This is a genomic window from Novosphingobium malaysiense (genome assembly GCF_000802225.1).
Taxonomy (GTDB): domain Bacteria; phylum Pseudomonadota; class Alphaproteobacteria; order Sphingomonadales; family Sphingomonadaceae; genus Novosphingobium; species Novosphingobium malaysiense.
Genome location: NZ_JTDI01000001.1, coordinates 715,444 through 735,530 on the forward strand (window position 1 = coordinate 715,444; position 20,087 = coordinate 735,530).

Annotated in this window: 15 protein-coding genes; 5 read left to right on the forward strand and 10 right to left on the reverse strand. The window is 64.2% G+C overall.

What is annotated here, in order from left to right; genetic code table 11:
- Positions 1–852, forward strand: a complete 852-nt coding sequence (locus LK12_RS03100; protein ID WP_039279190.1) for a DUF695 domain-containing protein — start codon at positions 1–3, stop codon at positions 850–852.
- Positions 853–907: 55 nt separating this feature from the next.
- On the opposite strand, the gene maiA is transcribed toward LK12_RS03100, so the two are convergent.
- The 4 genes from maiA to phhA all read right to left on the reverse strand — a co-directional run bounded on the left by maiA (position 908) and on the right by phhA (position 4,212).
- The gene (maiA, locus tag LK12_RS03105; protein WP_039279192.1) at positions 908–1,549 is read right to left on the reverse strand and encodes a maleylacetoacetate isomerase; all 642 of its coding nucleotides are present in this window, start codon (positions 1,547–1,549) and stop codon (positions 908–910) included.
- Between the two features lie 16 nt (positions 1,550–1,565).
- Complete coding sequence (locus tag LK12_RS03110) at positions 1,566–2,135, reverse strand: VOC family protein (protein WP_039279194.1); 570 nt, start codon at positions 2,133–2,135, stop codon at positions 1,566–1,568.
- A 116-nt stretch (positions 2,136–2,251) separates the two neighbouring features.
- Positions 2,252–3,352, reverse strand: coding sequence for a 4-hydroxyphenylpyruvate dioxygenase (gene hppD / locus LK12_RS03115; protein ID WP_039279196.1), 1,101 nt, complete (start codon positions 3,350–3,352; stop codon positions 2,252–2,254).
- Positions 3,349–4,212 carry a phenylalanine 4-monooxygenase gene (gene phhA / locus LK12_RS03120; RefSeq protein WP_039279199.1) on the reverse strand — a complete coding sequence of 288 codons (864 nt, stop codon included), beginning with the start codon at positions 4,210–4,212 and terminating at the stop codon, positions 3,349–3,351. The genes hppD and phhA overlap by 4 nt, the downstream gene beginning before the upstream one ends.
- Positions 4,213–4,319: 107 nt before the next feature.
- On the opposite strand from phhA, the gene LK12_RS03125 reads away from it, so the two are divergent.
- Entirely contained in the window at positions 4,320–4,781 is a 462-nt protein-coding gene (locus tag LK12_RS03125) for an Lrp/AsnC family transcriptional regulator (RefSeq protein WP_039279201.1), read from the forward strand.
- 17 nt (positions 4,782–4,798) lie between these two features.
- Here LK12_RS03125 and LK12_RS03130 read toward each other — a convergent pair whose 3' ends face one another.
- From LK12_RS03130 to LK12_RS03140, 3 genes are all read right to left on the reverse strand, one after another.
- On the reverse strand, positions 4,799–9,550 hold the full coding sequence (locus LK12_RS03130) for an NAD-glutamate dehydrogenase domain-containing protein (RefSeq protein WP_156135367.1): 4,752 nt from the start codon (positions 9,548–9,550) through the stop codon (positions 4,799–4,801).
- A gap of 283 nt (positions 9,551–9,833) precedes the next feature.
- Positions 9,834–10,724 (reverse strand): ROK family protein, encoded by an 891-nt coding sequence (locus LK12_RS03135; protein ID WP_039279205.1) that lies wholly within the window; start codon positions 10,722–10,724, stop codon positions 9,834–9,836.
- Entirely contained in the window at positions 10,721–11,746 is a 1,026-nt protein-coding gene (locus LK12_RS03140; protein ID WP_231568218.1) for a glycoside hydrolase family 68 protein, read from the reverse strand. Before LK12_RS03140 ends, LK12_RS03135 begins: the two co-directional genes overlap by 4 nt.
- A 295-nt stretch (positions 11,747–12,041) precedes the next feature.
- Here LK12_RS03140 and LK12_RS03145 point away from each other — a divergent pair, with 295 nt between their 5' ends.
- From LK12_RS03145 to msrA, 3 genes are all read left to right on the forward strand, one after another.
- Positions 12,042–13,376, forward strand: coding sequence for an MFS transporter (locus tag LK12_RS03145; protein ID WP_039279207.1), 1,335 nt, complete (start codon positions 12,042–12,044; stop codon positions 13,374–13,376).
- Between the two features lie 37 nt (positions 13,377–13,413).
- Positions 13,414–14,484, forward strand: a complete 1,071-nt coding sequence (locus LK12_RS03150; RefSeq protein ID WP_156135368.1) for a LacI family DNA-binding transcriptional regulator — start codon at positions 13,414–13,416, stop codon at positions 14,482–14,484.
- A gap of 121 nt (positions 14,485–14,605) precedes the next feature.
- Entirely contained in the window at positions 14,606–15,283 is a 678-nt protein-coding gene (gene msrA / locus LK12_RS03155; RefSeq protein WP_039279211.1) for a peptide-methionine (S)-S-oxide reductase MsrA, read from the forward strand.
- Here the strand turns inward: msrA and LK12_RS03160 are convergent.
- The 3 genes from LK12_RS03160 to LK12_RS03170 all read right to left on the reverse strand — a co-directional run bounded on the left by LK12_RS03160 (position 15,280) and on the right by LK12_RS03170 (position 20,058).
- Positions 15,280–16,470 (reverse strand): BaiN/RdsA family NAD(P)/FAD-dependent oxidoreductase, encoded by a 1,191-nt coding sequence (locus tag LK12_RS03160; protein WP_039279213.1) that lies wholly within the window; start codon positions 16,468–16,470, stop codon positions 15,280–15,282. The genes msrA and LK12_RS03160 overlap by 4 nt on opposite strands.
- Positions 16,467–18,089, reverse strand: a complete 1,623-nt coding sequence (locus LK12_RS03165) for an NAD(P)/FAD-dependent oxidoreductase (protein WP_039279215.1) — start codon at positions 18,087–18,089, stop codon at positions 16,467–16,469. The genes LK12_RS03160 and LK12_RS03165 overlap by 4 nt, the downstream gene beginning before the upstream one ends.
- 178 nt (positions 18,090–18,267) lie before the next feature.
- Complete coding sequence (locus LK12_RS03170) at positions 18,268–20,058, reverse strand: acyl-CoA dehydrogenase C-terminal domain-containing protein (protein WP_039279217.1); 1,791 nt, start codon at positions 20,056–20,058, stop codon at positions 18,268–18,270.
- Between the last annotated feature and the right edge of the window lie 29 nt (positions 20,059–20,087).

Sequence of the window (20,087 nt, forward strand, 5' to 3'; positions counted from 1 at the left end):
ATGTCTAAAATGCAGAAGCTCAGAAGAGCCATCTCCTCGCTCTTTGCGGCTCTTCTTCTCCCGACGAATTCGCAGGCTTCTTCAGACGCACCTATCCCCACCGATACAGATCGCTGGATGGTCTACGACCGCTTGGCAGACGATGGACGCCCTCTTGTCGTTCTGGTTCGAACTGGAAATGCCGAGGCTACGGCTTTGCTCCAGCACGGCGTTGCCACGGCCATCAATTGTCGGGCGGACGCGGCCAATGTGAACGACCAAGGCATGCCGCAGGGAACGGCACGCCTCTATTCGCTTGAAGACCGACTGGATGAAGCGCCAGCGTTACGTTCAGCTCATGCAATCCGTGTGGCCAGTGTGACAGGACAAGGCCAGCGACGGATGTACTTTGTCCATCGCAATCCAGTCGATTTTGCCTCGATTCTGGCAAGTAGCGAAGTTGAAGGCTTCCTGTGCAGCACATCCGAAGTTTCAGACCGGCAAGCCTTGATCCAGCTCGTCACGCCAACCCCGCTGGAAATACAATTGAATGGGGATCAAGAGGTTATCGCGAATCTGCTGAAGAACGGCGACGACGGTTTACTGCCGCGAAAGACCGACTTCTGGTTTTATGGCGAGAAGGCCGCTCTGAGTAACCTTGCGACTCATCTGAAGCCCTTCGGATTTTCGATCGATCATTGGACCACGAGCCCCATGGGCTTGGTCCTCACTCGGGACATGCCCGTCGATCTGGCAAGCTTCCGTAAAACGACACCCATCATTGTCGATGGCACCACGCGATACGATGTTACGTATGATGGTTGGGAAACCCTCGTAATTTCAGAAGCATCAGCACCGCCAACAGGCAATTGAACTCTGCAGGCCGCCGCCAACCAACGGCTTTTGGCCGACAGTACGTCCGCTCAATCTACATTTTTGCGGGAGCATCCGGCTGATTATCCGGATGCGCTGCCACGAATGCAGGGTGCTTCAGACACGCGGCCTCGATCCGCGTCATATGCGGCATGGCTGACAGGTCGAAATCGAACCGGCGCGCGTTGTAGAGTTGCGGTATCAGGACGCATTCGAACATCCCCGGCGCGTCGAACAGGTAGTCGCCGCTGCCCAGCGCGGAGAGGCGCGCCTCCAGCGGGACGAGGGTCTTCCGCAGCCAGTGGCGATACCAGGTGTCGACCTGTTCCGGCGCCAGGCCGAGATCGGTCTTGAGGTAGGCCAGCACCGGGGAATTGAGCGGGGCGTGCAGTTCGGTCGCGATCGCCATGCTCAGTTCGCGCATGGTGAAGCGGTCTTCCACGTCCGCCGGCAGTAGCGCGCGATCGGGATAGCGCTCGTCCAGCCATTCGAGGATCGCCATCGACTGGGCATAGACGCGGCCGTCCGCTTCGAGCGCCGGGACGCCCGCGAAGGGATTGATCTTGCGATAGGCCTCGCCGCGCTGCTCGGCTTCGAGCAGGTTCACCGGGACGACCTCGTAATCCAGCCCCTTGAGATTCAGCGCGATGCGCAGGCGGTAGCTGGTGGAGCTGCGGTAGTAGGCATAGAGGCGCATGGGGCTGGCTTCCCGGTCAGGTTTCGGCGGCGATCTTCTCGTGCAGCCACGCCGCATGGCGCGGGGCCTTCTTGGTGCGCGACCATTCCTCGAGCATGTCTTCGGCCACGTCCTTGAGGTTCTGCATCTGGTCAGGCGTACCGAACTGCCACGCCAGTTCAAGGCGATGGCCGTTGGGATCGAAGAAATAGATCGACTTGAACACGCCGTGGTGCGTCGGCCCGACCACATCGAGGCCGCGGGCTTCGGCGCGGGCCTTGGCCGCCAGCAGGCTTTCCTCGCTGTCGACCTTGAAGGCGATGTGCTGCACCCAGGCCGGCGTCGCCTCGTCGCGGCCCATATCGGGCGCGTTGGGCAGTTCGAAGAAGGCCAGCACATTGCCGCCGCCGGCATCCATGAAGATGTGCATGTACGGGTCCGGCTCACCGGTCGAGGGCACTTCGTCCTCCGCGATAGCCAGCATGAAGTCCATGCCGAGCACATCGCGGTAGAACTCCACCGTCTCCTTCGCGTCGCGGCACCGGTAGGCGACGTGGTGGATGCCGCCCAGAACGGGCGCGCGCTCCGCTGCAATGTCTTGTGTCATTCCTGCCTCTCCATAATCAGTGGAGCCCGCCGGACCGCGACCCGGAAAAAAGCACGGTCGGCCGGGCTCCGGGGCTGGCTGCACCCGGGCGCAGCCCCGCCCCCCAGTCGGTGGTCTTATTCCGCGGGCTCTTCGACCTGCAGCACGCCGCGGCGAACCTGATCGCGCTCCATGGATTCGAACAGAGCCTTGAAGTTGCCCTCGCCGAAGCCTTCGTCGCCCTGGCGCTCGATGAATTCGAAGAACACCGGGCCGACCTGCGCTTCTGCAAAGATCTGCAGCAGCAGGCGGGGTTTGCCGCCTTCGGTGGTGCCGTCGAGCAGGATGCCGCGCGTTTTCAGCTCATTGACCGGCTGACCATGGCCCGGCAGGCGCTCGTCGAGCATGTCGTAGTAGGCCTCGGGCGGCGCGGTCATGAACGGCACGCCGAGCTTCTTGAGGCGGTCCCAGGCCTCGAGCAGATTGTCGGTGATCAGGGCGATGTGCTGGATGCCTTCGCCGTTGAACTCGCGCAGGAACTCCTCGATCTGGCCCTTGCCGCCTTCGCCCTCTTCGTTGAGCGGGATGCGGATCTTGCCGTCGGGCGCGGTCAGCGCCTTGGAGGTCAGGCCGGTATATTCGCCCTTGATGTCGAAGTAGCGGATCTCGCGGAAGTTGAAGAGCTTCTCGTAGTAGTCCGCCCAATAGGCCATGCGGCCGCCGTAGACGTTGTGCGTGAGGTGATCGATCCGGTCGAAACCGGCGCCCTTGGGGTGACGGTCGACGCCGGGCAGGTATTCGAAATCGATGTCGTAGATCGACAGGGCATCGTCGCCGTCGCGCTCATAGCGGTCGATCAGATAGATGATCGAATTGCCGATGCCGCGAATACCGGGCAGACGCAGTTCCATCGGGCCGGTCTCGACCTGCACCGGCTCGGCCGAACGCGCCAGCAGTTCGTCGTAGGCCTTGCGCGCGTCGCGCACGCGGAAGCCCATGCCGCAGGCCGAGGGGCCGTGCTCGCGGCTGAAGAACCAGGCCGGGCTGTGCGGCTCGTAATTGGTGATGAAGTTGATCTCGCCCTGGCGCCAGAGCTCGACGTCCTTCGAGCGGTGGCGTGCGATCTTCGTGAAGCCCATGGCTTCGAAGATCGGCTCGAGCACGCCCTTTTCGGGCGCGGAGAATTCCACGAATTCAAAACCGTCGAGGCCAATGGGGTTTTCGAAAAGATCAGTCATGCAGGTGCTCCGGAAAGGGTGATGGGGTTTTCGCCGGGCAGGCTCTCGCCCGCCGGCAGTGCAGGCGCGTCGCGCCACTTTTCGTAGACAGGCCCGAAATCGAGACCGACCAGCTCGTCGATGAGTTGGGGCAGGCTTTCGAGCACGAAATAGGTCTTCTGGAAGTCGTCGATCATGTACCCGGTGCGCATCACGCGAACCGGATCGAACGGCAGGCGCAGCACGTCGGTGTCGTCGATGGAATAAACGGTTTCGGATGCCGAGGAGATGATCCCCGCCCCGAAAACCTTGAGGGCATCACCCTCGCGAACGAGACCGAATTCGATGGTGTACCAGTAGATCCGCGCCAGCATCGCCAATGCGTCCATCTCCATCGCCCGCGTCCCGGCCTTGCCGTAGAGCTCGAGAAAGTCGGCAACCGCCGGATCGAGCAGCATCGGCACGTGGCCGAAGAAATCGTGAAACACGTCCGGCTCGACGAGGTAGTCGAGTTCGTGCTCGTCGCGGATCCAGCGTGTTACCGGGAATCGGCGGTGCGCCAGATGATCGAAGAACACGTCATCGGGAATGAACCCGGGGACCGCCACGAGCTGCCACCCGGTCGCCGGCCCGAGAATGGCGTTGGCATCCTCGAACCGCGGAATACCCTCGGCGCAGTCGAGCCGGGCAAGACCGTCGCGAAAGGAGGTACAGGCGTAGCGGGCGACAAGGCCCACCTGGCGCGCATGGAGGCGGCGCCAGCGATCATGCATCTCCGGGGTATAGGCATTCCAGTCCTGGCCGACGGTGTAGTCGGCAGCGGCACCTTCGTATTCTCCCCGAAGGCCGCTTGTGCTTGTTTGCGTACACGGCTTCTTCATGGTTGAGACAATACCACAAGTCACGCTCGATTATCGTGCGTTTACGGCATCCCAATCGGGTGATATTGGTAGATTTCGCTATTCGATGACAACAAATTAGGTGATCCGTGCCGCTGGACGAATTCGACCGCAAGATCATCCATTCGCTGCAGGAAGACGCGCGCATGCCGGTGGCCCAGGTTGCCGAACGCACCGCGCTGTCCGCCACGCCGGTCAGCCGTCGCATCAAGCGGCTTGAGGATGACGGCGTGATCCTGGGCTATCAACCGGTCCTCAATGCCCGCCGGCTGGGCTTCGAACTCGATGCCTATGTGCTCATCAATCTCGACGGGCACAGCGACGCGAACATATCGCGCTTCGAGCAGGCCATTCAGGACAATCCCTACGTCATCGCCTGTCACGCGGTGACCGGCGACATGGACTATCTCGTCCACGTCATCGCCCGCGACGTCGAGCACCTCTCGCAGATCACGCTCAAGTCGCTCGTGCGCATACCGGGCGTGCGCGACGTGAAGTCGATCATCGTCCTCGAAACGATCAAGGACGCGCGGGCGCTGCCACTGGAATAGGCAGGGCGGGCGACCCGTCAGCGTCCCAGCAGGTTCCTGGCCTGGCTGGCGATCTGGGCCAGCATCGCCGGCGTGATCGTCACTGCGTTCTCGGCACGGTGCACCATCGAGCGGAAGGCCGCTATCGAGGTCATGTGATGCCGCCCCCAGTCCTCGGCGGCCGCCAGCGGGTTCTTCCTGCCCAGCTTGCTGCTGGCAAGCCGCTTGAGGAAGTCGAGCCGCATCTGCTGGAAATCGCGGGCGAGCCCGGCCACCAGCAGCCGTTCCCATGGGTCCGATGGACTCATGATCGCAGCACTCGACTGGGCCCAGTCGAGCCCCAGCCCTGCCCCGATGCGGGTAAAGGCGGCGACAAGATCGCGCGGGCCGATCCCGGTCTCGGCAGAAAGGTCGGCGATACCCACGGCGCCATCGAGATCGAACAGGTTGCCGACATCCTCGACCACTTCTTCGGGCACCTCCATGTCCCGGAAGCCGGCACGCAGCTTCAGCGAATGGGCAAGCGTGCGTTCGCCAAGCAGATCGGACGTATCGACCGACAGCGCGGCAATACCGCCCTTCAGCCGATCCAGGATATCGCAGGGCGATACCTGCCCCGCGCCCGCGCGAAGCAGGTCCGCCATGTGGCCGCGCACGGCAATGGCCACCCGGCCAAAGAGCTTGATGCGCGCCGCTTCCGGCATCGACGCCGTCTCGAGGCGCTGCCAGAGCGCGTCCAGCCCGAACAGCCGCTCGGCGAGCGCAAAGGCAGCGGCGACCTGGGCCAGGTCCGCGCCTTCCTCTTCAGCGAGTTCGAAGGGATGAACGATGCCGAGCCGATTGACGATCCGATTGGCCAGTTGCGTCGCAACGATTTCGCAGGCGAGGCGGTGCGACTTGATGAAGCGCGGGTACCTTTCCTGCATGGGCTGCGGGAACGCCTCCAACAGCATGCCGACAAGGCATTGGTCGCCGGGCAGATCGCTTGCCTCGATGGCATCCTGCAGCAGCAGCTTCCCGCTCGATAGCAGAACGGCGAGTTCGGGACGGGTCAAGCCACGCCCGTCCTGCGCTCGGCGCGCCAGCGTCTCGTTGTCGGCCAGGCCTTCGGTGCGGCGATCGAGATGGCCGCCTTCCTCCATCATTTCGATCAGGCGGACGTGCGAGGGCATGGCCTGCGCGCCGCCGCGCTCCGCGATCGAGAGCGCCAGGGCCTGGAGCCGGTTATCCTCGAGCACCAGTGCCGCAACCTCGTCGGTCATCTCGCGAAGCAACTCGACGCGCTTCTTCTCGGACAGTTTGCCGGCCCGGCGCGCCGCCGCCAGCGCGATCTTGATGTTGACCTCGTTGTCCGAGCAATCGACGCCGGCCGAATTGTCGATGAAGTCGGCGTTGATCCGGCCGCCCTGGCCCTGCCGTCCCTTCAGGGCGAATTCGATGCGGCCGGCCTGCGTGACGCCCAGGTTCGCGCCTTCGCCAATGACCTTCACCCGAAGCTCGTCGGCGCTCACGCGCAGGTCGTCGTTGGTCGGATCGCCCACCGTCGCGTTGTTCTCGGTGGATGCCTTCACGTAAGTGCCGATACCGCCGAACCAGAGCAGGTCGGCAGGCGCGCGCAGGATTGCCGAGATCAGCGAGTCCGGATCGATTTCCTCCGCTTCGATGGCCAGGGCCTCACGTATCTCGGGCGACAACGGGATCGACTTCATGGTGCGGGGAAAAACGCCACCGCCTTTGGAGATCAGCGACGCGTCGTAGTCCTCCCAACTCGAATGCGACAACTCGAACAGCCGCTTGCGCTCGGTCCAGCTCCGTTCCGGGTCGGGATGCGGATCCAGGAAGATGTGACGGTGATCGAATGCGGCGACAAGCTTGATCGCCTGCGACAGCAGCATGCCGTTGCCGAAGACATCTCCCGACATGTCGCCGCAGCCCACCACGCGAATGGGATCGGTCTGGACATCGACGCCGAGCTCGAGGAAGTGGCGCTGCACCGAGACCCACGCGCCGCGCGCGGTGATGCCCATCGCCTTGTGGTCGTAGCCGTTGGAGCCGCCGCTCGCGAAAGCGTCGTCGAGCCAGAAATCACGCTCTGCTGCGATGGCATTGGCGACATCGGAGAAGCGTGCCGTCCCCTTGTCGGCAGCGACGACGAAGTAGGGATCGTCGCCGTCCAGTATCTGCACGCAAGCCGGATGGATCACCTTGCCGTCGACGATGTTGTCGGTAATCGATAGCAGCGTCGAGACGAAGATCTCGTAGGCCGCCTGCCCCTCGGCCGCCCACCCGGCGCGATCCTGCGCCGGATCGGGAAGCTGCTTGGGATAGAACCCGCCCTTGGCCCCGGTCGGCACGATGACCGCGTTCTTGACGCGCTGGGCCTTCATCAGGCCGAGAATCTCGGTGCGATAGTCGTCCCGGCGGTCAGACCAGCGCAGGCCGCCGCGCGCCACGGGGCCGGCGCGCAAGTGAATGCCCTCGACACGGCGTGAATAGACGAAGATCTCGCGCCACGGCACGGGCTTTGGCAGGCCGGGAACGAGCGTCGAATCGAACTTGAACGCCAGGGCGACATGCCCGGCGGGTGCAAAGGCATTCGTGCGCTGCATCGCGAGAACGAGATCGCGATAGGCCCGCAACAGGCGGTCGTCGTTGATGGCCCCGACGCCGGCCAGACCATTGCGGATGGCGTCCTCGGCCCGATCGCGGGCTTCGGTACGATCACCGTCGAAATCCGGATCGTGAATGGCGCGGAACAGGTCGATGAGCCCGACCGTGACCGTGGGCGCGCCCTGCAGCGCATCGACGACGGTCGGAATGCCGAAATGGGTGCCTGCCTGGCGCATGTAGCGATACCATGCCCGCAACCAGTTCGCCTCGCGCTTGGACAGGCCAAGGGCGGGAACCAGGCGATTGAACGCATCGTTCTCATTGGCGCCGTTGAGCACGCCGCACAGCGCATCCTGGATCATCGGCGCAAGCTGCAGCACCTCCTCGGCGTTGGTGCCTGCGGGAAGGGCCAAGGTGAAATCGTGAATGGTGCCGATGCCGCCGCGCTCGAGCGGCGTGGGGACTTCCTCGAGAACGCGAAAGCCGAAATTCTCGAGCGCCGGCACGGCATCGGAAAGCGGCAAGTGCCCATGCGCTTCGTATATCTTGAGGCGCAGGCGGCCCGGCTCGTCGCTTTCGCGGGCGTAAAGGCGTGCATCGCGATGGCCGATCACGTGCTCGCTGTCGGCCGCATCCCCGACAACGATCTTGCGCATGTGTCCGATGTCGACGGCAGCCTCGGCAGGCCCGTAGTCGGTACGGTATCCGAGCGGAAAGGCATCGGCATAGCGTGCGGCAATTGCTGCGGCACGGGCCGGCTCCAGCGACTGGGACTGGGACAGGGCGGCCTCGACGGCCTCGGCCCAGCCGCGCAGCATGACCTGGAGGCGATGGTCGAGGTCATCCTCGTCGGGTTCGTGAACACCTTCACGAATGTCCACCGTAAAGCGCAGCATCGCGAGGTTCCCGGCCTCGACCTGCAGACTCCAATCGAGCGTCGGCGCGTCCGCGGCCTCTTCGATCATCGCCTGGATGCGCTTGCGCATATCGGTGGAGACATTGTCGCGAGGCATCCACACGAACACGAAAAGGTGCCGCATCAATGGGGCGCGGGCGATGATGAGGCGTGGTCGCGGGCGGTCGACGAGACCGATCATCGTGGTCGCGAGCCGTTCCACGTCGCGCGCACCCAGGCCCAGGACGAGATCGTGAGGCAGGCTGGTAAGCGCGTGAGCCAGCGCCTTTCCGGTATGGCTGACCGGATCGAGGCCCAGCTCCTTCGCCAGGTCGGCCAGTTGCCGGCGCAGTCGCGGCACCCGGTCCGGCGGTGCGACCAGCGAGGCGCTGGTCCAGACGCCGGCATGAACCGACAGGGCCGTGACCAGACCTTTTTCAATGACGGGAATGAGAAACAGGTCCAGCGGCACCCGGCGATGGACCGTGCCCATCTGGTTTGCCTTGATCACCATCGGCGCGCGCACTTCACCGGCCGCCACTTCGGCATCGAAGGCCGCGAACGCACGGGCATAGCTGGCATCGGATAGCAACTCGTTCGATCCTCGCCGGCAGATGCCGAGACGCTGCGACCGGCTGCCGTCCCGCTTGCGGGTGACATGCCCGAGCTGAGTCAGCATGCCTTCCGCGAACCAATGCAGCAGGGCCGCGCCTTCCTCGTCCGTAACGGCTTCGGCATCGGCCTGCATCGCCTCGACCATGCGCGGCCAGTCGTTGACCGCATAGCGCACGTCGGCAAGCGTCGTTTCGATCGACCGCAGGAGGGCGCGGCGTTGCCGGGCATCGATCCGCGGCGTCTCGATGTAGATCATCGATTCGCGGAGGCCCGCACCGGCTTCGGCGTCCGGGATGGCGAGGAGATTCCCGTTTTCGTCACGCTCCACGGAAAGCACCGGGTGCGCCAGGAGATCGATCACGAGCCCCACGTCGGCAATGGCGGCAGCAACGGAATCGACGAGAAACGGCATGTCGTCGTTGATGAGGGCGATCCGAAGCAGGCGGCGCTCTTCGCTGGACGACGCGAACTCGATCACGGGCTCGCCCGGCTTGCGGACCTGGCCTGCCGCGAGCAGGAAGCGTGCTGCGTCGTCGACCCACTCCCCGTCGGCAGGCCCGTCGCCCGGCAGCATCGAATCGCGGATGCGCCGGGCTATGGCCTCCTGCAGCGCGGCCTCTGATCGCCCGCTTGCCTTGGCCGGATTGGAGGTCAGTCCGTCAGCACTCATTTCTCTCTCCGCGATCCACTCTACCGGCCGCGCTTCTGCGACGCGACGCGGTTACGACCTATCACCAAACGTGATCGTTTAAACGACCCTGCATCCACGGTCCTGCAGCCATGCTCCGTGGAAAACGCTCAAGAAATGACAACGACGGGCGCCGCCGACGGTTGCGAACCGCAAGCCTAACGAGCCGACCGATATTTTCCCAACGATGTAACACGATTTCCTAAGCGCGCAATATTCGTTCCATCAATCCTGCTGTCGGCGAGGCGGTTCCAACTCGCCCAGCTCACTCGGCGGCAGCCCTCTCGGCGAGTATCAATGCCCCCATGGGTCCGGCATTGTCCCCCATTGCCGGCGGCGTGATCATTCCGGCAAGAACCTCAGGCGTAAAATCGCGCAGATAGCCGCCGAGGATTTCGGGGAGCCGGCAAAGGGCGGCTGGCAAGAGATGCGGCTGCTTGTTGGCAACGCCCCCGCCTACCACGATGCGCTGCGGAGAGAGCGTCAGCACCAGCGCGGCCAACAGTTCGGCAAGATCATGAACGACCGGCGTCCATGCGGGGTCGGCGGCATCGACCCGCGAGGGATGACGTCCGAACCTCGCCTCCAGCGCCGGACCGCTGAGCAAGCCTTCCATGCAATCGCCATGAAACCGGCATGCGCCAGCGAACCGGTCCCCCGCCAGTCGGCGCAAGCGGACGTGCCCGATTTCCGGGTGCAACATGCCGTGCACCGGTTCACCATCCACCAGCACGCCGCCGCCCAGCCCGGTTCCGATCGTCAGATAGACGATCACCCTACAGTTCCTCGCTGCACCCAAGCGCCACTCCGCCACACCAGCCCCGTGGACATCGGTATCGAGGGCAACCGGCAACCGGAGCGCGTCGGCCAGCGGCTGGACGATCCGCGCGCCGGACCAGCCGGACTTGGGCGTATCAAGCATCGTGCCGTAATCGGGCACATCGCGCGCTACCCGGATCGGCCCGAAACTGGCCACCCCCACTGCCTGCAGGGCATCCTGTCGCTGCCAGAGTTCGATTGCTTCGATCGCGCGCGAGAGCGTCTCGTCCGGCGTTGTTGTCGGGAACTCCAACCGGTCGCGGATCAGACCGGGCCGGCCTTGCACGACGATTGTCTTCGTCCCGCCCAGTTCGATTCCGGCGAAATTCTTGCTCATGCGCCGATTTCTGCCAGCGCGGCGGTATCTCCATCAAGGCGCACTTTCAGGAAAGGTGCAAAAGTCCCGCCGAAATGCCTGCGCCCCTGCGGCTTTGATCGCGCTGAAACGTTGCCGACACCCCAATAATCGACGAAGGCGGCTACGCTCAGGTCCGGAAGAACCCACCAGCTGTAGGACTGGAAGGGCTCGCTCGCGGCATTGGCGAAGACGAGACCGTGACGGTTCAGCAATCGCCACGGCCCGGCCATGCTTTCCGACACTGCGCCGTAGAGCCCTGTCGGCGCATCGATCCCCGGCGAAAAGGCGGCCGCCTGCGTCGACCAGAAGAGGTAAAGACGACCGGCGTGTTCAACGATATGCGGACGTTCCAATTCGTTGTTGGTTCCGCAGGCATCAATCAGCGGGGCCACGACGCGAAAACTTCCCTGCCCCTCCCCGACAGCGCAGCCGATCACCCCGTTGTACTCTTCCGGCTTTCGGGCAGAGGACGCCGTGAAGACGAGGTACTCCGTACCGTCGGACAGGCAGTAGAAGGCCGGGTCGCGAAACGCCTTGATCTGGCCCGGCCGTCCAGACCCTTCGTGTTCGTGCATGTAGAGATGGCCATCAGGCCGCACGATCTCCACCGGATCGGACCATTCCGCAAAAACGCCCGGCCCTTCCACTAGCTGCGTTGCGGCGGAGAATATCCGCTGGTGGCTCGATATGGCCGTCTCTCCGCGCACGCCCGCCGCTGTAAAATAGAGCGTGACGTCTTTTCCGCAGGCAACCGCACAACCGGACCATTCCCGGCTGCCCGGCGAAAAACCGACGGGAAATGTCGGTCCGATATGCGCGAACCGTCCATCGATCCGGTGGAAATGGTGAATGCTCGCCACGCCGTGGCGCCGTTCGGGATCGGCATCGACCGGTGCGGCCAGTGCAAACCACAGTTCGCCGCCACGCCAGGGAAGCGGGCGACCATCGCGCGCGGCGAGGGGCCAGGCATCCCAGACATCGATTTCCGCCGAGACGCGCACAACGTCCTTCTGTTCCAGCGTCGGCGCCCGTTGGCATGCGGAAGACTGAAGCAGGGAAAGATGGGGCGCCCGCCAGTCCAGCGTCTGGGCACGAGGCTCGGAAGACCGGGAAGAGGTCACACGTCCACCATACAAACGATTGTAGACGCCGAAAGTGAAAGCTTTGCAACTCCAAGGTGGATCGCTTTGGCGGTAGGCTCTCCGCGTTGGCGCATAAACCGCGCGCCGCCCGGCCTTGAGCGGAGCAACAATGCCCCATAGACAGAAACCAGCCGCACAACCGGGAGAAACCCCGATGGCCGAGCCCGCCAAGCCCCGCCTCTCGCTGTTGCGCATAATCGAAATGAACATCGGGTTTTTCGGGCTGCAGTTCAGTTTCGGCCTGCAGCAGGCCAATATGGGGCCGATTTACGGCTTTCTGGGCGCCAACGAGGCGACGATGCCGCTGCTCTGGCTGGCCGGGCCGGTCACGGGGCTTGTCATCCAGCCCGTGGTCGGGGCGATGAGCGATCGCACAATGTCCCGCTTCGGCCGGCGAACGCCCTATTTCCTGATCGGCGCTGTGATCTGCTCCCTGTGCCTTTTCGCCATGCCCTATTCGTCGGCCGTATGGATGGCGGCAGGGCTGCTCTGGTTGCTGGACGCCGGCAACAACATTACCATGGAGCCCTACCGCGCCTATGTCGCGGATCGGCTGGCGCCTGCGCAACATGCGACAGGGTTCCTCACCCAAAGTGCGTTCACCGGCTTCGCCCAGACACTGTCCTATCTGGCCCCCACCCTTCTCACAGCCGTGATCGACCGCGAGGTCCTGGAGGCCAACGGTGTCCCGACCGTGGTGCGGCTGGCTTTCGTGATCGGTGCGGTCCTGTCGATCTCCACGATCCTCTATTCGGTGCTCCGCGTGCCGGAACTGCCCTTGTCTGACCGGGAGCGCGCCCGGATCGCGGGCAACCCGCTGACGCCCTCGGCGACCCTGCGCGAGATCGGCAGCGCCATGATGGAAATGCCGCGGCCGATGCGGCAACTGGCCCTCGCCATGTTGTGCCAATGGTATGCGATGTTCGTGTACTGGCAATACATCGCCTTTGCCCTCTCGCGCTCGCTCTATGGCACGGCCGACACGGCATCCTCACAGTTTCGCGATGCCGCGCTGACAGCGCAGCAACTGGGGGCCTTGTACAATGCAGTGGCCTTCGTCGCCGCCTTGGCGCTGATCCCGCTGGTACGCCGGCTCGGCGCCCGCAGAGTCCATGCCGCTTGCCTAACAGCGTCCGGTGCGGCGATGCTCACGATATCGATTGCCGGCTCGCTTGCCCTGCTCCTTCCGGTGATGGTCGGCATCGGCCTGGGTTGGGCAGGCATGATGGGCAACACCTACGTGATGCTAGCCGATTCGGTACCGCCTGCCCGGACCGGTATCTACATGGGAGTTTTCAATATTTTCATCGTTGTCCCGATGCTGATCGAAACCGTCACGATGCCACTGCTGTACCAGCCGTTGCTGGCCGGGGATCCGCGAAACGCCTTGATACTCGCGGGTCTGCTGATGCTGCTTGGCGCGGTAGCGACGCTGTTCGTCGCCGCCGGTGATCCGCCCGAGAGGCGCTGTTGCTATCCACACAAGTAACTTCCGCCCCCTCGGTCATGCTGTTAAGAACAAAACGATGACATCTGGCATGGGCAGCGGTGGGGGCGACGGAGACGTTCCGGACAATTCCGGGGCGGACACGAAGGTTCGCACCCTCGCCGACCTGGCGCGCCTTGCCGGTGTTTCCGCAGGCACCGTGTCGCGAGCCCTGGCCGGCAAGTCCCTCGTCAACGCAAAGACGCGCGAGCGGATCCAGGCGCTTGCCCGCGAACACGGCTTCCGCCCCAACCAGATGGCAAGCAAGCTGCGTTCCCGGCGCACGGGCGTGGTCGGCGTCGTAATCCCTCTCGGGCATGAAAAGCGCCAGCAGATTTCCGATGCGTTCTTCCTCACCCTGCTGGGGCATCTGGCCGACGAACTGACCGAGAGCGGTTACGACCTCATGCTAAGCCGGGCTATACCCGACGGTTCCAGCGACTGGCTGGAACGCATGACCGGATCGGGCATGGTGGATGGCGTGTTGCTGATAGGCCAGTCGGATCAGTTCGACGTCATCGAACAGGTATCGGCCAGTTACCGCCCGCTGGTAGCCTGGGGCACGTGCCGCGAAGGCCAGCATCACTGCGCGGTAGGAACGGACAACTTGGCTGGCGGTCGCATGGCCGCCGAACATCTTATCGCATCGGGAGCGCGCCGACTGGCGTTTCTCGGGGAAACGCTGGGCATCGAGATCGAGGAACGGCACCGCGGCGTTGCAGCCGCCGCAGCCGAGGCCGGGGTAGACCTGCTTCACATCCCGATCAGCCTCGCCAGCGCGGAAATGGGGGCGCAGATCAAGGCGGCTACCGAGGAAAACGAACACGACGTTGACGGCATCGTCGCGGCCTCCGACCTGATCGCGATGAATGTCCTGCATTGCCTGCACGAACAGGAGCGCCGCATTCCCGATGACACACAGGTCATCGGCTTCGACGACCTCCCCCTGGCGCAGTTGACCATGCCTCCTCTCACCACGATCCGACAGGAAATCGCCATCGGCGCCAAGGCCATGGTGGACAAGCTCAAGGCCCGCATCGCCGGCGAGGAGCCCGCGGGCCTGAAGATGCCGCCGCGCCTTGTGCAGCGCGGAACCACGCGGCCTGTCTGATACGGTCTCCGCCGCAAGGCCGGCCGTGTCTCAAGGCCGATTGTCGGCAGCAGGTTTGCCGGTGTAACCTCGCGCTATCCCCGAACGAACACCATATGGTAGTGAAACGGGAGAAGAAGACATGAAATTCCGCCCCCTGCCTTTCGCGGCGCTGGGCATTGCCGGCGCGGTAGCGCTCGTCGCCGATAGCGGCGCTGTTTCGGCCAGCAAGTCCAGAAATCTGGCCGATTTTCCAGAACCGCCGGCGGCGTCGTCCACGCCGAAAGGCAATCAGGTCGCGGTGCTTGCGGGTGGTTGCTTCTGGGGCATGGAAGGCCTGTTCGAGCACGTCAGGGGAGTGAAGTCGGTGGTCTCCGGTTACGCCGGTGGCACCAAGGCGAACGCCAGCTACTCGAAGGTCTCGACAGAAAAGACCAGGCATGCCGAGGCCGTGCGCATCGTCTACGATCCGGACAAGGTGAGCTACGGCACCCTGCTCAAGATCTACTTTTCGGTCGCACACGATCCCACGCAAGTGAACCGCCAGTACCCGGACACCGGCCCCAGTTACCGCTCGGCGATCTTTCCGCAAACCGCAGAGCAACGCCGGATCGCCGCAGCCTACATCGCCAAGCTCGACAAGGCGAAGGCCTACAGCAAGCCGATCGCGACCAAGCTAGAGAGTGGCAAGTTCTATCCAGCCGAAAGCTATCATCAGGACTTCATGCGCAAGAACCCGAACAACGGCTATATCGTGCGTTACGACAAGCCCAAGATCGCCGCGTTCAAGAAGGCCTGGCCCTCGCTCTATCGCAGCTAGAGTGCAAGGCCGGCAGCGCGGGCGCTCGCCCAGGCCCACTGGAAATTGTAGCCGCCCAGCCAGCCGGTGACGTCCACCGCCTCGCCAATGACGTAGATCCCCGGCGCGGCCCGCGCTTCCATCGTCTTGGAAGACAGGCCCGCCGTATCGATGCCCCCGGCAGTGACTTCGGCCTTGGCGAAGCCTTCCGACCCGTCGGGCACGAAGGGCCAGCGGGCCAGCTTCGCTTCGGCCGCAGCCAGTGCCTTGTCGGAGAGGTTGCCGAGATCGCCCGATACACCCAGCCGCTCGCACAGCACTTCGGCCAGCCGGTCGGGCAAGGCCTCGGACAGGACCTTGCGCATGGTGGTGCGGGGACGGTCGCGCTTGGCCTCCTTGAGCCAGCCTTCGACGCGATCCGGCAGGAACTGCGTCGTGACCGTATCGCCGCGCTGCCAGTAACTGGATATCTGCAGGATCGCCGGGCCCGACAGCCCGCGATGGGTGAAGAGCGCGGCCTCACGGAAGGCTGCCTTGCCCTTCTCCTTGCCGCCGATGCGGGCAATAATTTCTGTCGATACGCCCGAGAGATCGCGGAACAGCGCTTCCTCGCCCGGCAGTGTCAGCGGCACGAGCGCGGGGCGCGGCTGCACCACCTTGAGCCCGAACTGGCGGGCAAGATCATAGGCAAAGCCGGTCGCGCCCATTTTCGGGATCGAGGGTCCGCCCGTGGCGATGACCAGCGCCGGCGCAGTCGCCTCGGTTTCGCCATAGGTAACGCGGAACTGTCCATCGCCATGCGCCACATCGCGGATCGCCTCTCCGCATTGCAGCTCGACCCCGCCCTTGGCGCATTCGTCCAGCAGCATTTCAACGATCTGTTTGGCGCTGTCATCGCAGAAGAGCTGGCCAAGCGTCTTTTCGTGCCAGGCGATGCCATGGCTTTCGACAAGCGCGAGAAAGTCCGCCGCCGTGTAACGGCTCAGCGCGGACTTCGCGAAGTGCACATTCTTCGAAAGGTAGCGATCCGGTGCGGTGTGAAGATTGGTGAAGTTGCAGCGCCCGCCGCCGGAAATCAGGATCTTCTTGCCCGGCCTGTCGGCATGATCGAGCAGCAGCACACGCTTGCCGCGCTGTCCGGCCGTGGCGGCGCAGAACAGCCCGGCCGCCCCGGCGCCGAGCACTATGGCGTCGTACGTCGGGTTCACGCAGGCACCAGTTCCAGCGCCAGCGCCTCGGCGACGCGGATGCCATCGACGGCGGCTGAGAGGATCCCGCCCGCATAACCTGCGCCCTCGCCCGCAGGATATAACCCGTACGTATTGAGGCTCTGGAAGTCGCGGCCACGGGTGATACGCACCGGAGAGGAGGTTCGCGTCTCCACACCCGTCATCACCACGTCGGGATGATCATAGCCCGGCACCTGCCGTCCGAAGACGGGCAGTGCTTCGCGGATGGAATCGATCACGAAATCGGGCAGGCACTGCTTGAGATCGGTCAGGTGCACGCCGGGCTGATAACTCGGCGTCACTTCACCGAACTCGGCGGAAGGCTTTTCCTCGAGGAAGTCGCCGAGTTTCTGGCCTGGCGCCTTGTAGTTCGAACCGCCCGCCTTGAAGGCCAGTTCCTCGAACTTGCGCTGGAAGGCGATGCCCGCCAACGGATCGCCGGGGTAGTCGCGCTCGGGATCGATATCGACGACCAGCCCTGAGTTGGCATTGAACTCGGCACGCGAATACTGGCTCATGCCGTTGGTGACGACGCGGCCTTCCTCGCTGGTCGCGGCGACCACGCGCCCGCCCGGGCACATGCAGAACGAATAGACCGTGCGGCCATTGCTGCACTTGTGTGAGAGCGAATAGGCCGCCGCGCCGAGGATGTCGTTGCCCGCATTGGGGCCGTAGCGGGCCTTGTCGATCCAGCTTTGCGGATGCTCGATGCGCACGCCGATGGCGAAGGGTTTGGCCTCGATGTGCACGCCGCGATCGTGGAGCACATGGAAGGTATCGCGCGCCGAATGGCCCACCGCCATGATGACGTGACTGGCGGGCAGATATTCGCCGGTCGAAAGATGCAGCCCGGCCAGACGGCGGATGCCGTCCTCGCCCTTCTCCACCTCGAAGTCCTCGACGCGGGTCTGGAAGCGGTATTCACCGCCCAGCTTCTCGATAGTCTCGCGCATCGACATGACCATGGTGACGAGGCGGAACGTGCCGATGTGCGGATGCGCTTCGGTGAGAATATCGTCAGGCGCGCCGGCCTTCACGAACTCGGTCAACACCTTGCGGCCGAGATGGCGCTGGTCCTTGATGCGGCTGTAGAGCTTGCCGTCGGAGAACGTGCCCGCGCCGCCCTCGCCGAACTGCACGTTGCTCTCCGGATCGAGCACCGAGCGGCGCCAGAGGCCCCAGGTATCCTTGGTCCGCTCGCGCACGGCCTTGCCGCGTTCGATGATGATCGGCTTGAAGCCCATCTGCGCCAGCACCAGCGCAGCCAGCAGCCCGCAGGGTCCGGCACCGATCACCACCGGGCGCGGGCCATCGTAGCCCTCGGGCGCACGGGTCACGAACTTGTAGGACGTGTCGGGCGTGGGCCGGACATGCGGATCGTCGGCGAAGCGCGCGAGCACCTCGGCCTCGTCGCTCACCATCACGTCGAGCGAATAGACCAGCTTGATCGCCGCCTTGCGCCGCGCATCGTTGCCGCGCCTTGCGACGGTCAGACGCTCGAGATCGCCGGGCGCGATGCCCAGCCGCTCGCACACCGCCTGTTCGAGGTGGGCAGGCGTATGGTCGAGCGGAAGCGCAAGATCGGTCAGGCGAAGCATGGCGCGCCTTTAGCGGTGAATCGGGCGGTGCGCTATCGTTCCTTCATCCTCCCTATCGCGCAGCGATCGGGAGGGGGACCGCCGCGCAGCGGTGGTGGAGGGGCATGAACCCCCCCCGTCATTCGCTACGCGAATGCCACCTCCCCATTCCCTCTGGGAACAGGGAGGATTGGATGGTTCAGAACGCGTCTGCTTCCAGCTCCATCATCGAGGCCTTGCCCGACTTGATCGCCAGGAACGCAGCGGTCGCCTGCGGCAGGATGCGGTCGAAGTAGAAGCGCGCCGTGGTGATCTTGGCCTTGTAGAAGGCGGTTTCCTCGCTGCCTTCGGCCAGCTTCGCCTGTGCCAGCATGGCGGCCTTGGCGAAGCAGTAGCCCATGGCGACGAGACCCAGCAGGCGCGTGTACTCGGTCGCGGCGGCGGCGGCTTCTTCCGGATCCTTCAGGCCCTTTTCGGCAATCGTCGCGGTCGAGAGCTGCAGCGCGCCGAAAGCCTTTTCCAGCCCTTCGATCATCTTGCCGAAGGTCTCTTGCTCCTTGTTCGCCTCGATGAATTGCGAGACGGGGTGGAAGAACGAGCGCAGGTAGCGGCCCATGTGCGCGGGCAGCTTGCGACCGACGAGGTCGAGCGCCTGAATGCCGTTGGTGCCTTCGTAGATCATCGCGATACGCGCATCGCGCACGTACTGCTCCACGCCGCTCTCGGCGATGTAGCCGTGACCGCCGTAGCACTGCACGCCGAGGTTCGCGGTTTCGAAGCCGAGATCGGTGAAGACCGCCTTCACCACCGGCGTCATCAGCGCGATGAAATCTTCGGCGCGCTGCTTCACTTCGGGATCGGTTGAATGCTTCTCGGCATCGAGCGCGCGGCTCACCCAGCCCGAAAGCGCGCGGCAGCCTTCGTTATAGGCGCGCATGGTCATGAGCATGCGGCGCACGTCGGGGTGGACGATGATCGGATCGGCCGGGCCGTCCGGGTTCTTCACGCCGGAGAGCGAGCGGCCCTGCACGCGCTCCTTCGCGTAGTACACGGCCGACTGGTAGGCCGCCTCACCGATACCGAGGCCCTGGATGCCCACCGAGACACGCTCGGTGTTCATCATCTTGAACATGGCCTCCAGCCCCTTGTTGGGCTTGCCGACCAGCCAGCCGACGGAATCGTCGAAATTGAGCTGGCATGTGGCCGAGGCCTTGAGGCCCATCTTGTGCTCGATGGCCGCGACCGAAACGCCGTTGGCTTCACCGGGCGTACCATCGTCCTTGGGCAGGTACTTGGGCACGAGGAACAGGCTGATACCCTTCACCCCGGCAGGCGCATCGGGCATGCGCGCGAGAACGAGGTGGATGATGTTCTCGGTCAGGTCGTGCTCGCCGGCCGAGATGAAGATCTTGCCGCCGGACAGCTTGTAGGAACCGTCGTCCTGCGGGACCGCCTTGGTGCGCAGCATGCCGAGGTCGGTGCCGCAGTGCGCCTCGGTAAGGCACATCGTGCCCGACCATTCTCCGGAGACCATCTTGGGCAGGTAGGCCTGCTTGAGCTCGTCGCTGGCGTAGGCTTCCATCGCGGTGGTGCCGCCATGGGTCAGGCCGGGATAGAGGCTGAACGAAAGGTTGGCCGAGCAGATCATCTCCTCGGTCATCTTGTTCACCTGCTCGGGCAGGCCCTGTCCGCCCCATTCCGGATCGGAGGCCAGCGCACACCAGCCGCCGTCGCGGAACAGGTCGTAGGCTTCCTTGAAGCCCTTGGGGGTGCGCACGACGCCGTTTTCCAGTGTACAGCCCTCGATGTCGCCCGATCGGTTGAGTGGCAGGAGCACTTCCTGCGCAACCTTGGCCGCTTCTTCCAGCACGGCATCGACGAGATCGGGCGTGAATTCCTCCAGCGCCTCGAGGTTGCCGAAACCGTCATCGTTGTGAAGCTCGTGCAGCACGAACTTCATGTCGCGCAAAGGTGCTTCGTAGACCTGCATTGTCACTCTCCTGCGGCGCGTCCGGCGCG